The organism is Clostridium amylolyticum (genome assembly GCF_900142075.1).
In the GTDB taxonomy this organism is placed as follows: Bacteria; Bacillota; Clostridia; order Clostridiales; family Clostridiaceae; genus Clostridium_AA; species Clostridium_AA amylolyticum.
In genome coordinates, this window is the sequence record NZ_FQZO01000003.1 from 263456 (window position 1) to 276957 (window position 13502).

Annotated in this window: 8 protein-coding genes; 7 read left to right on the forward strand and 1 reads right to left on the reverse strand. The window is 30.8% G+C overall.

The window, feature by feature from the left end; all coding sequences use genetic code 11:
• Window positions 1-7: 7 nt before the first annotated feature.
• A complete protein-coding gene (locus BUA82_RS08510; protein ID WP_073006619.1) occupies window positions 8-2680 on the reverse strand; it encodes an FAD-dependent oxidoreductase in 2673 nt (890 codons plus the stop codon).
• 314 nt (window positions 2681-2994) lie between these two features.
• Between BUA82_RS08510 and BUA82_RS08515 the strand changes: the two genes are divergently transcribed.
• The 7 genes from BUA82_RS08515 to BUA82_RS08545 all read left to right on the forward strand — a co-directional run bounded on the left by BUA82_RS08515 (window position 2995) and on the right by BUA82_RS08545 (window position 13482).
• On the forward strand, window positions 2995-3468 hold the full coding sequence (locus BUA82_RS08515) for a COG2426 family protein (protein ID WP_073006620.1): 474 nt from the start codon (window positions 2995-2997) through the stop codon (window positions 3466-3468).
• 226 nt (window positions 3469-3694) lie between these two features.
• Window positions 3695-6184 (forward strand): sensor domain-containing protein, encoded by a 2490-nt coding sequence (locus tag BUA82_RS08520; protein WP_073006621.1) that lies wholly within the window; start codon window positions 3695-3697, stop codon window positions 6182-6184.
• A gap of 29 nt (window positions 6185-6213) precedes the next feature.
• On the forward strand, window positions 6214-7116 hold the full coding sequence (locus BUA82_RS08525) for a GGDEF domain-containing protein (protein ID WP_083599852.1): 903 nt from the start codon (window positions 6214-6216) through the stop codon (window positions 7114-7116).
• A gap of 144 nt (window positions 7117-7260) precedes the next feature.
• Window positions 7261-9402, forward strand: coding sequence for a family 2 glycosyl transferase (locus tag BUA82_RS08530; protein WP_073006622.1), 2142 nt, complete (start codon window positions 7261-7263; stop codon window positions 9400-9402).
• Complete coding sequence (locus tag BUA82_RS08535) at window positions 9403-10917, forward strand: response regulator (protein ID WP_073006625.1); 1515 nt, start codon at window positions 9403-9405, stop codon at window positions 10915-10917.
• Window positions 10918-10921: 4 nt separating this feature from the next.
• Window positions 10922-12082, forward strand: coding sequence for a HEAT repeat domain-containing protein (locus BUA82_RS08540; RefSeq protein ID WP_073006628.1), 1161 nt, complete (start codon window positions 10922-10924; stop codon window positions 12080-12082).
• Entirely contained in the window at window positions 12079-13482 is a 1404-nt protein-coding gene (locus tag BUA82_RS08545; RefSeq protein WP_073006631.1) for a glycosyltransferase family 2 protein, read from the forward strand. The genes BUA82_RS08540 and BUA82_RS08545 overlap by 4 nt, the downstream gene beginning before the upstream one ends.
• The last annotated feature ends 20 nt before the right edge of the window (window positions 13483-13502 follow it).

Sequence of the window (13502 nt, forward strand, 5' to 3'; positions counted from 1 at the left end):
ATTTTTCTTAAAGTATTCCATTATTTAAAGCTTCTTCTTTTGTAATACCTTTTTTAATTCCGCTTATAATCTTAGTAGATGCTCCTATGTTACCTATTAGTACTCCACCTATCAATTTATTATCTTTAAAGAATATCTTTTTATATACTTTCTTATTATCATCTCTATAGGATAAATGTTCTAGAGTTGCATCATCAAAATTTATAGTTCCTGCAGAGAATACTCTAGCATTTAAAGCATTAAATATTACAGAGGAAACAAATTGCTTAAACTCTGCCTTATCGCCTACTGCATTGGTGCCAGCAACTTTTCCCATTTCAATGGCTGCAGGCCAGTTTCCATATACTATTCCCTGAAGCTCTGCAATATCTCCACAGGCATAAACATCAGTTACATTGGTTTCCATATTCTTATTAACTTTGACACCTCTATCCACTGCTATTCCTGCTTTTTTAGGAAGTTCTATATTAGACCTTATTCCTACAGAGAATACTAGAAGGTCACAATCTAAAATCTTTCCGCTCTTAAGCCTAATACTCTTCACCTTATTATCTTCAATAATAATTTCTTCAGCGCTATCTCCTAGGATTATTTCAATGCCTGAAGAACTTGTTATCTCTTGGAAAAGTTTGCTTCCTTCAAGATCTAACTGTTTTGGTAAAAGCCTTGGGAAAAACTCTACCACTGAAACCTTTGCGCCTTTTTCATGCATTTCCCAAGCAGCCTCAAGCCCTAAGAGTCCTCCACCTATAACTATGGCATTCTTAGATGTATTTAAAGCTTCTCTTACATTAATGGCATCTTTCATGTCCTTAATGGTGTAAATACCTTTGATATCCCTGTAGTTTTCACAGCTAAGAACACTATCTCCAGCCTTAACAGGAAGTATAAAGTTATAGCTTCCATTGGCTAGTATAAGCTTGTCATAGGAGATTTCTTCTCCTGAAGCTAATAGTACTTTTTTATCCTTTGTTTTTATATCTACAACTTCTGCACCTAGTATTTGTTCAATATTATTTTCTTTATACCATTCATCTTTTGCTAAATAGAATTTATTGTCTGGCACTGTACCTGATATTAAGTCAGAAACTTGAGGCCTGAAATAGGATTTTGCTTCTTCTTTGGAAAGGATTTTTATACTGCAAGTAGGGTTCTTTTCCCTAATGGATTTAGCAGCATAAAAACCAGCAGCTCCATTTCCTATAATTACAAATTTATCATGATTTTCAGCATGAAAAGCTTCTTTTTCTACTTTAACTTCTTCAAATTGGTCGCTACCTGCTCCACATACTGGACAAATTTCAGGTGGAAGTTCACTTTCGAAAATTTCACCGCATATTATGCATTTCCAGAGTTTTACCTCACCAGAGGTTTTTATTTCTTGAAATTCTGAGTTTTTGTCAGCTACAACTTCATTAGACTCATTAGAATTCACAGCTTGCTTTTTGGATGAATCATCATGGCCTTCAGGAGATTTGCCAAGCATCATCTTAGCAAAACCCACCCCAAAATCAAAGCATTCTTTTATATCATCTTCAGATGGTTTAAAGTTAATCTTTAATCCATTGCCGTAAATGTTCATTTTAAGTTCTTTTAATCTGCTATTAATTCTTGGAACAGCTTCACCACTCCAGCCATAAGAGCCAAAGGCAGCAGCAGCCTTTCCACCATGAATTACTGGGTTAAGCTTAGCCATTAAATCTCTAATAGGTTCTAAAAGTTCACTTACTATGGTAGGGGACCCAAATAATACACCGTCGGATTCAGATATATCGTTAATAATATCCTTCATGTCATGGTATATTACATTATAAAGTTTTACTTCTATATCAGCTACAGATTTTATACCTTCTGCAATGGTGTTTGCCATTTGTTCTGTATAACCATAAGCAGATACATAAGGAATGGTAACCTTCTTTTTATCTCTTACTACAGGAGTGCTCCATTCTTTATAAAGCTCAATGATCTTCCATGGATTTTCTCTTAAAATAGGTCCATGTCCGGGAGTAACAAGCTCTATTTCTAAATCCTTAATCTTTTCATAAGCTTTAAGCACATAAGGCTTAAATGGTCCCATGATAACGTCATAATAGTATCTTAAGGATTCCATATACTCCTCTTGCTTGTCTTTTGGAATAAGATCATTATACATACCTTCAAAGCAGTAATGAGTACCAAAAGAGTCGCAGGTGATTAAGGTTTTTTCTTCAGGTATATGAGTATATATAGTATCTGGCCAATGTAAAAATGGTACGGAAAGAAAGTTTAGTGTCTTATTACCTAAGCTTATGCTATCTCCATCACCTACAGCTATGGAATCAAAATCTCTGTTGGCAATACCTTTTAAGAATTTTAAAGCGGCAGCACTTCCAACTACTTTAGCCTTAGGGGATAATTCCAAAAGCTTAGCTACAGAACCAGCATGATCAGGTTCTGTATGACTTACTACTATATAATCTATATTTCTATAGTCGATGTTTAAGGAATCTAATCTTTCTATATACTGGTCAAAAAACTGAGCTTTTACCGTATCAAAAACCGCTATTTTCTCACTACCTCTAACTACATAGGAGTTATAAGTTGTCCCATAAGGTGTATACATGATAATATCAAAAATTCTTAAATCTGGATCGTAGGCTCCCACCCAGTACAGGTCTTTTTTTACTTCTAAAGATTTCATTAGCTCTCGTCCTCCATAAAAAAATATTAATAGTATGTTAATTTATTATCAATTATAATCAAAATAAAGGGAATAATAACTATGTAGTATTATCTAATAATTATTATTCTTTATAACTAAATTATACACTATTTTCACATAAAGTAAAGGGGGATTGTTAAATTTTATATAAATACCACTAGAGAAAAAAAATTATTTCTTTTATAATATAATGGTTGATGGTTAAGGTGTTTACGAAACCGTTAATTTTTAGGTACATTAAATATATAAATAACCTATAACTTAGTTATATGGTATAAATGAGGAGACAAACTATGAATAAATGGCTTTTTATATTTTTATTTTCGGCGGTTCCTTTAGTAGAACAAAGAGGGGCTATTCCAATAGGAATTTTAGCATATCACTATAATCCTTTTTTAGTTTTCTTAGTGAGTTATTTAGGAAGCTTATTGCCTGCTCCAATAATTTTACTGCTTTTTAACAAGATATATGATTGGATGAAGGGGATAAAGCAGTTTGATTTTATTACTAATATTATTGACAATAAGATAAGAAAAAATAAGGGGAAATTAGAACAATACAAGGAAATAGGGCTTATTACCTTTATAGCTATACCTTTACCCACCACAGGGGTTTGGACCGGAACTGCCATAGCAGCATTTCTAGGTTTGGATTTTAAAAAATCTTTATTATGTGCAGCTATTGGAGGACTTTTATCAGCTATAATAATAACTTTAATATGTGTATTTATGCCAAGCTTCTTTAATAATGTAAAGGCAATATTTTAATTTAAGCAAAATTCTCAGTTAACTCTGAGAATTTTTTTATAAGTTGAATTAAATTTATGTAAATTAACAGTTGTTTGAAAAAAGTAAATAAAGCATATAAAATTATGTAGAAATATGGCAAAACTTCTGTTTAGTTATTTAAAGGATACTGCGATAATAATATTAAATAATAAACTATACACGAAATTGCATAAAAATATTATAATACTCAGTAAAGGGTGATAATATGAAAAAAGATAATAGAACTTTTAAATCATCCATTGAAGAAGAATCGGAAAATGAAAAAAACCTCCATTACAATCCTTGGAAAATAATTAAACCAGTAAGAGAAACGTTAAGAATGCTAATTTTACTTGCTTTATTTTTTCTTTTACTTACTTATATTTTTTTTAGTAAAAGTGAATTTATTAAAAATAGTTGGTTATTAAATTTAATGGTAGAACATAAAGAATGGGTTTTTGTAGCTATTGTTATGGTTATGATTTTTTTACATGTAAAGGGATCTGTGAAATCTTTAGGTGAATTAATATATAAGAATAAAGAAGTTTATGAAAAGTTAAATAGTGCTAAATTAGCTGTAGCTATTTTAGAAGAAGATATTAAGAGCCAATTGAATATATTAGAAGAACATGGGAAAGCATTAAGAATTAGTGAGCAACGATATAACTTGGCTGTAGAGGGCACTCTAGATGGAATATGGGAGTGGGATGTAAAAAGCGATACGTACTATTTTTCATCTAAATGGAAAAGTTATTTTGGTTACGAAGATGATGAGCTGGAAAATAAAATAAGCACTTGGGAGAGCCTTATTCATCCATATGATGCTAAGGAGGCTAAAAAGAAGCTTTATAATTATATTTACTCTAAAAATGGTTTATACGAAAATACATATAGATTAAGATGCAAAGATGGAGAGTATAAATGGATATTAAGCAAGGGTAAAGCATTGTGGGACGAAGAAGGTGTTGCTATTAGAGTGGTAGGTTCACATACCGATATTACAAATCAAATATTACTTCAGGAGAAACTAAGAAAAGAAAAAGAAATTTCAGAAAGCATTATTAAAAATGCTAGTATTATAATTTTATTATTAGATGAAAATGGGAATATTAGAGATATAAACCCTTATGGTGAAAAACTAACAGGATTTTCAAAACAAGAAGTGATAGGTAAAAACTCATTACAATTATTTGTACCACAAGAAGAAAGAGAAGAATTAATGAGTTTATTTGAAAGAGCCAGAAATAATGCTGAAAATATACCTTCCCATGAAAACCAAGTGAAATGCAAAGATGGAAAGATGCTAGATGTGCTTTGGAGCAACAGTGCAGTTTATGATAAGGAAGGTAAAGTGGATGGAATTATTTCTATAGGTGCTGATATAACAGAAATAAAGAATATTGAAAAGCAATTAAATCTATTAGCTTATTATGATACTCTTACAGAACTTCCCAATCGTTCGCTCTTTGAGATGACTATGAACAGTATCATTAACAATATTACAAATGAAAATTTTAAATTTGCCTTAGTATATATAGATATTGATAATTTTAAGCATATAAACGATACTTTGGGGCACATATCAGGAGATATGTTCCTTAAAAGCTTTGCTGAGGTCTTAAAATCAAAAGTAGAGTATCCAGATTTTACGGCTAGGCTTAGCGGTGATGAGTTTGTAATCATTTTTAGTGATATAATTAATAAAGAGGAAGTAATTAGTAAAATAGAAAAAGTTTTGTTGCATTTAAGAAAACCATGGAATGTGGAGGAGCAAGAGTTTTTTGTTACGTATAGCCTTGGTATAGCTATTTATCCTGAACATGGTAGAAATCTTTCTATATTATTAAGAAATGCAGATACTGCAATGTTTACAGTAAAAGAAAGCACCAAGGATAATTATTGTATTTATAATGATTTAATGCAAGAAAAAACTATTAATTATATAAGCATGACTAATCAAATGCGACATGCTATTGATAATGAGGAGTTTGTACTTTATTACCAGCCTCAAGTAGATTTAAATACAGGGAAAATTGTAGGTGCTGAGGCATTAATAAGATGGAGTCACCCACAAAGGGGAATAATATTTCCTTTAGATTTTATTATTTTCGCTGAAGAAACTGGCTTTATACATAGTATAGGTAAATGGGCCTTAAAGAGGGCTTTTAAAGAAAAAAAGACTTGGGAACTATTAGGCTATAAAGAGATTAATATGTCTGTTAATATTTCAGGTAAGAGGATTATAAGCGAGAAACTTATAGATGAAATTAATGATTTGCTTGAAGAATTTGTAATTAATTCTACTGGCTTAACTCTTGAAATTACGGAAACTGCAATAATGCAAGATTTAAATGCTTCTATTGAAGTTTTAAAGAAACTTAGAGATAAAGGTATAAAAATTGCTTTGGATGATTTTGGTACGGGGTATTCTTCTCTTACATATTTGAAAAAATTACCTATAGATATAGTGAAAATTGATAAGGAATTTATAAGCAATGCATTTTATGAAGCTGTGGATAAAAAGATAGTAAAGACTATTATTAACTTAAATCATGAACTTAACTTAAATGTGGTGGCAGAAGGTATTGAGACTAAAGAACAGCTTAATTTTCTTAAAGAAAATGAGTGTGATGTTGGACAAGGTTTTTTATTTAGCAAAGCCGTACCGGCTGAAGACTTTGAAAAGTTGCTACAAGAAGATAAATGTTACTTTTAGATCAATAACTTTTTGAAAGGAGTAGTGGAGTGGAAAGAAAAGTTGTATCTTTTGATACATTAGAACAAAAGGTTGTTTTTTTTAAAACTATGTACGAAGTGGTTAGGATAGTAGATCCGTTAATGAAGAGAGTAATAAAATATGACGATAATGGCATGGTGGAAACTAAAGATATATGCCATGACTGTTGGGGTGAAAATAAGATTTGTGATAATTGTATTTCCGTAAGAGCTTTTTTTCAAAATGATACTTTGATGAAGCTGGAACATACATTAGATAAGGTATATATGGTAACTGCTATTCCCATAGAAACGGATAAGCGTAGTGTGGTTTTGGAGCTTTTGAATGATGTTACTAAATCCATGTTGCTACAAAATGATAATTATTCTGATATTAAGGAACTTAAAAAGGTAATTAATAATCTTAATTCTCTAATAGTAAAAGACAGCATTACTAATCTATTTAATAAAAGATATATCAATGAAAGGTTGCCAGTTGATATAATAAAAGCAGTGTTGGAACAGTCACCTTTATCTATAATTATGTTGGACATTGATGAGTTTAAACACATAAACGACACCTATGGACATTTAATTGGAGATGAGGCCATAAAATTATTAGGTAAAATACTAGAGAAATCTATAATTTATAATAAATATTGGGCTGCCAGATATGGGGGAGATGAGTTTATTATAGCTTTAAATAATATAGGTCATGAGGAAGCTTATGATTTTGCAGAAAAACTTAGAAAAGATATTGAAACTACTATTATAGAAATAAACCAGATAAAATTAAATATTACTGCTTCTTTTGGCATGTATACCATGTATAAGGAAGAACTTACCACTAACGAGCTTATTGATTTAGCAGATAAAAATTTGTATAAAGCTAAAAAGGCGGGTAAGAATAAAGTAGTAACAAATAGTTATTAATATTACAGGATGTATATAATACAGAATATATATTCTGTTTTTTTTATAATAAATAAAAAAATTAGTTTTTCGCTATTTTAATAATTAGTTTTGAAAAGTTTGTAAAAATTTGAGATAATAAAATCGAATTTAGGAGGTGTTTTAATGAGAAAATTTATGATAGCAGTTATTATTATACTTATTACTGTATTTGTAGGTTACAATTATTTTTATTTACCTAGAAATTATGTAAACACCTTCAAGGATAAGGATATGGGCATAGCTTATATAGCTAAGTTAGATGAAAAAGATTTTTATCTTTATAAATATGGTAACTGGCATAAAGAATTTATAAAAGGAGTAAATATGGGAGCAGCAAAGCCGGGGTATTTTCCAGGAGAACTAGGGATTACCAAGGAAGACTATTTAAGATGGTTTCGCTATATAGGTGATATGAATGCTAATTCCATAAGGGTTTATACCATACTTAAGCCTGAATTTTATGAGGCTCTTTATGAATATAATTCAAAAACTCTTAATCCCATATATCTTTTCCAGGGGGTATGGGTAAATGAAGAGGATTTAGTTAAAAAGCAAAACTTAAATGATAAGGAAATAAAAGAAGAGTTTGAAAAGGATATAAAAAGCCTTATTGATATAATCCATGGAAAGGGGGTTCTGCCTCCAAAAGCGGGTCATGCCAGCGGAGTATATACTAAAGATATATCTCCATATGTAATGGGGTGGATTCTAGGAATTGAGTGGGATCCTTATGTGGTAGAGAATACTAATAAGGTTAATGAAGGCAAAACCTTTGAAGGAAAATATCTTTATACCGCTAAAGAGGCTTCTCCTTTTGAGTCCACTTTATGTGAATTAGGGGATTATGCTATAGATTATGAAACTTCAAAGTATCATATGCAAAGGCCTGTAAGCTTCACCAATTGGGTTACCACAGATATGCTTAAACATCCCAACGAGCCATTGGAGCAAGAGGATTTAGTGACAGTAAACACGGAAAATATTAAGCATAAGGATAGCTTTAAACCAGGATTATTTGCTTCTTATCACATATACCCTTACTATCCAGACTTCATGAATTACCAAAAGGAATATGCAGCTTATAAGGATAAGGATGGAAAGATAAACACCTATAGTGCATATTTAAAAGATCTTAGAAAAGAACATAACATACCGGTGCTAGTGGCGGAGTTTGGGATACCGGCAGCTAGAGGAATGGCTCATGAAAATATCCATATGGGATTTAACCAAGGAAATGTAGATGAAAGATCCCAAGGGGAGATGGATGCTTTTATGCTTCAGAATATCTATGAGGAAGGCTATGCAGGAGGGTTAGTATTTGCATGGCAGGATGAATGGTTTAAAAGGACCTGGAATACCATGGATTTAGATATTCCAGATAGAAGGGCTTACTGGTCAAACCCTCAAACCAATGAGCAGGAGTTTGGTATTTTAGCCTTCGAGCCTGGAAATAAAACTAATAAATGCTATGTGGATGGAAAAGAGGATGATTGGAAGAAGGATACTCCCTTAGCTAAAAATGATAGATTTAGCCTTTATGCTAAAAGCGATGAAAAATATCTGTATTTTATGGCTAAGATAAAGGATTTTGACTTTAATAAAGATAAATTTATTATACCTATTGATATTACTGAAAACTCTGGAAACACTAACTTTAAGGATTATAATATAAATTTTAATTCACCTATGGATTTTGTTATTATCATAGATGGTAAGGAAAAGTCCAAAGTTATGGTGGATGCTTATTATGATAGCTTTTATTATACCTATGGAAAAGTGTTGAAAATGATAGAAACGAATATAAACTATGAAAAGAAGAACAGCGGTATTTTTAATCCCATGTACCTATGTTTAAATAGGGAATTGTACTTACCAGAAGATAAAGTAAAGCTCCCTTTATCTAAATATGAAACCGGTAAGCTTATGCAAGGAAATGGAAATCCTAAAGATAAAAATTATAATTCTTTGACGGACTATGCTTATGCTGATGGAGTATTGGAGATAAGGATACCTTGGCAGCTTATTAATGTAATGGACCCTAGTGAAAAAATCATCATGGATGATTTCTATGCTGCTACAGGAATTAAGCCTATGGAGATAAAAGGTTTAAAGTCACAAGGAATACTTATATCAGAAGATAAAGTTATATATAGTGAAGATTTTGATTACAGTTGGGATAGGTGGGATATGCCTACTTATCATGAAAGATTAAAACCTTCCTACTATATTTTAAAAGATGCATTTAAAAAGATAGGGGGAGATTAAATGGATAACAATTATTTAAATAGATTGTATAGAACTCTATCAGAGATAAGTGAAAACTTAGATTTTTATAGTATTGATAGCATTAATGAAACCTATATTGCTATGCTTATAAAAATTTTAGAAAGGGTAAGAGAGTTTGCAAAGGACAATCAGTTAGAAGAAATTATTGCATTAATTGATAATGTGGAGACAGAAAAATTATCCCTATCACAGAACTTTAATACACTTAAAAAGAGTATCCTTGCTTGTAAAGCTAAATTAGGAAAATTAGTAATAAGCAAAAAAAGTATATTGGTTTTTTCAACTAATATAGAACCCTATGCATATCTTAAAGAAAGTTTTCAGGCCGAGGGGTTTAATATTATAATAAAAGAAGAAAATCTAATGGATAACATTATGGAAATAATGCCTGAGGTTATTATTGTAGATAGTAAAAAAGCTATAGACACTTTATCCATTATAAGAAATATTAAAGAAGATGGAAGTATAGCCTTTATACCTATAGTAGCTGTAGGACCTGAAGATGAGGGGCTAAAAGTTAAATTGCTAGCTCAAGGGGTAATTGACTACCTCTATACCTCTTTTAATCCTTTAGAACTAATATATAAGGTTAGAAATCTATGCAACTTACGCCATGATGTTATGAAAAATCAGGTTAAGGATTGGATTACAGATACTTATACTAAGAGGCATGGCAAAGAAGCTTCTGTGAAGGAATTTGGAAGAATAAAAGAAAAGGGTGGCAACCTCTCTTTACTTCTAATAGACATGGATAATATGGCTGAAATAAATTTAAATAAAGGATACGATACTGGTAGCAAAATTATAAAAGATTCTGCAGATATATTTAAAAAGTTTTTAAGTTATGAGGATATTATATATAGAACTCATGGAGATGGATTTGTAATTCTATTTACTGGAAGAGATGCCCTAGAGGTTATAGGGATGGCAAACAAAATGCAAGAAGAAATTATGAGTTTAAGCAATAAATATAATTTTGATATAAGTTTTTCTGGTGGAATAGGAGTATACAGCAAGGATTTAGAATCCTATGACAAATTGTATAATATTGCTTATGATTCATTGCAAAAAGCTAAAAGAAGCGGAAAGAAAAAAATACATATGAATGAGCTGCAGTTAGAAAACTTTAAAAGGCATAAAATAGTTTTCTTAGATGACGACAAGATAATTTTATCCATATTAGGTTCTAGATACAAAAACAAGGGTTATGAGGTTTATACTATGAAGGATCCCTATGAAGCTTTAAATTTTATTAAAGAAAATTCTATAGATTTAGTGGTAACGGATTTTTATATGCCAAATATGCAAGGAGATACATTTATTAAAGAAATAAGAAAGTTTAATAATGCAATAAAGATTGTGGTACTTTCTGGGCAAAAGGGTGAAGAGCTTATGGAAAGAGTTTGGAAGTTAGGGGCAGATGATTATCTTTCAAAACCATTTTCTCCTGTAGAACTAGATTTAAGAATAAAAAAGCTATTAAGTACAAGGTGACAATATGGAAAAATATATATATTACTCTATAGTTTTTTTCTCCATAATAATTATCTTCTTATATATTTATATAATCTTTCAAAAGCTGATAGAAAATAGAAGGGAAAAGAAAAAAGCCCTTTATTCTAACGAAGTTGTCCCTCTTATAGAAAGTATTATAAATAAAATTATAGATGGAAAAATAATAACTAAGGAAGAAATTAATGAACTTGAAGAAATTTTCCGGAAGGAAGAAAACAGAGAAATAGTAATGGAGGCCTCTATTTATTACTTTGAAAATTTCACTGGTGGTTTTATAACAGAAATTATAAAACTATTTGAAGTAGTAGGCATTATAGATTTTGAGATTAAAAAGCTAAAATCTAAAAATTTATATAGAAAAGCGCTAGCCTGCAAGAGATTAGGGGAGTTTAGGAGTAATAAAGCAATACCTTACTTATTGGAAGAATTAAATGTAAGATATGCTGATGTGTCCTATAACGTATTCTTAGCTTTGGCGAAAATAGGAAATGAAGAAGCTTTCATAAAGGCTTTCAGTGAAAGTGATAATATAATGCTCAGTGAAAGAAGTCTCATTGAAATAGTAGATAGCTTTGAGGGAGATAAAATAAATATATATAAAACCATGATAAACTCAAATAATAGTTATGTGGCTTCCATATTTATTAAGTCTGCTGGCAATTTTAAAGACTATTCCTTGGCAGAAGAGATTTCTTCCTTCTTACAAGATGATAATAAAGAGAAAAGGATAGCTGCTATAAAGTCTATTGGGCAGATAGGTGATACAAGGTATATTGATAAAATAACATCTTTATTGAAGGATAAGGATTGGGAAGTTAGAGCTGTGGCAGCAAGAGCTTTAGGTATGTTCGGAGAAAAAGATGTTGTTAATTTTCTTATCACCGCATTATCTGATCCACAATGGTTTGTAAGATATAATGCAGCAAATTCTATTCTAGATGTAGATAATAGTTTTTATTATCTTATTGATATATTCCAAGGGGAAGATAAGTTTGCTAAGGATATTATGCTTTCATCTATAGAAAACAGAGGCAAGATGGAGCTTATAAACAGTTTTAAGTATTCTGAACTGCCTGAAAGGGAAAAAGTATATCAGTTAATACATGCTTATATAACTGAGAAAAATGAGGATGAGCTATTATGAGAGAAATTTTGAAGAATATAGTTGTTTATTTTAATATGTTTCTTTTATACTATGTGCTAGCCATTAACTCTATTTATTTCCTACAACTATTATTATCCGCCTTTAAACTTTATGATTATCTTAACAAGATGACTTATTCTGATTATAGAAAGTACACAGTATCTGATAATATGATACCTATATCTATATTGGTACCTGCCTATAATGAAGAAGAAACCATAGTAGAAAACATTAAGTCCTTAATTGCATTAAATTATCCTACTTTTGAAGTTGTGGTTATAAATGATGGGTCTAAGGATAAAACCTTGGAAAACATTATAAAGGCCTTTGATTTAAAGGTTGTTAATCAACCTATAAGATATCTTGTAAAAACCAATAAAATTCATAAGGTGTATAGGAATATAGATATACCTAAGCTTGTAGTTATAGATAAGGAAAATGGAGGTAAGGCAGATGCTTTAAATGCAGGTATAAATATATCAAGATATCCTGTATTTACCTCTATAGATGCAGACTCTATATTAGACAGTGATTCTTTAGTTAGAGTTATTATGCCTTTTATAGAAGACCAGGAAACTATAGCTGTGGGTGGCATAGTAAGAATAGCTAATGGAAGTAAGATAAAAGATGGAAGAGTAGAGGAAATTAATCTTCCTAAAAATAGACTAGCCATGTTTCAAGTAATAGAATATTTAAGAGCATTTTTAACAGGTAGAATGGGATGGGACTCTATAGGAGGGCTACTTATAATTTCTGGAGCCTTTGGGGCTTTTAGAAAGAACACAGCCGTAGAAGTGGGCGGTTATGCTAATAATACAATAGGCGAAGACATGGAGTTAGTAGTAAAGCTCCATGAATATATGAGAAGAAATAAAAGAAAGTATAAACTTAGATTTATTCCAGATCCTGTTTGTTGGACACAAGCCCCTGAAAAGATTAAAGATTTGAGAGGTCAAAGAAGGAGATGGCAGATAGGGCTAATAGATAGCCTTTTTAGGCATAAAAAGCTTTTTTTCAACCCTAGATATGGAGTAATAGGTCTATTAGCAGCACCTTACTTTTGGATATTTGAGATGCTAGGACCCATTATAGAAATGCTTGGTTACATACTTATCCCCTTATCTTATATATTTGGCCTATTAAACTTTAAGTACTTTATTCTTTTCCTAGTATCTTCAATACTTTATGGAATTGTTTTATCCATTGGAGCTGTACTTCTTGAACAATACACTTTCAACAAGTACCCAAGCATAAAGCAGCTTCTAAGACTTTCCTTATATGGAATATTAGAAAATTTTGGTTATAGACAACTTACCACATTATTTAGGATAGAAGGAATAATTAGATATAAAAAATTAAAACATAGCTGGGGCAAGATGAAGAGACATAATTTTAGCTAAAATAAAAAGGTTATAAAACA

Excerpts from the sequence above, each read along its gene's own strand:
- BUA82_RS08535 (WP_073006625.1), top strand. The coding sequence starts at position 9,403 with ATGGATAACAATTATTTAAATAGATTGTATAGAACTCTATCAGAGATA.
- BUA82_RS08540 (WP_073006628.1), top strand. The coding sequence starts at position 10,922 with ATGGAAAAATATATATATTACTCTATAGTTTTTTTCTCCATAATAATT.
- BUA82_RS08530 (WP_073006622.1), top strand. The coding sequence starts at position 7,261 with ATGAGAAAATTTATGATAGCAGTTATTATTATACTTATTACTGTATTT.
- BUA82_RS08515 (WP_073006620.1), top strand. The coding sequence starts at position 2,995 with ATGAATAAATGGCTTTTTATATTTTTATTTTCGGCGGTTCCTTTAGTA.
- BUA82_RS08520 (WP_073006621.1), top strand. The coding sequence starts at position 3,695 with ATGAAAAAAGATAATAGAACTTTTAAATCATCCATTGAAGAAGAATCG.
- BUA82_RS08545 (WP_073006631.1), top strand. The coding sequence starts at position 12,079 with ATGAGAGAAATTTTGAAGAATATAGTTGTTTATTTTAATATGTTTCTT.
- BUA82_RS08510 (WP_073006619.1), bottom strand. The coding sequence starts at position 2,680 with ATGAAATCTTTAGAAGTAAAAAAAGACCTGTACTGGGTGGGAGCCTAC.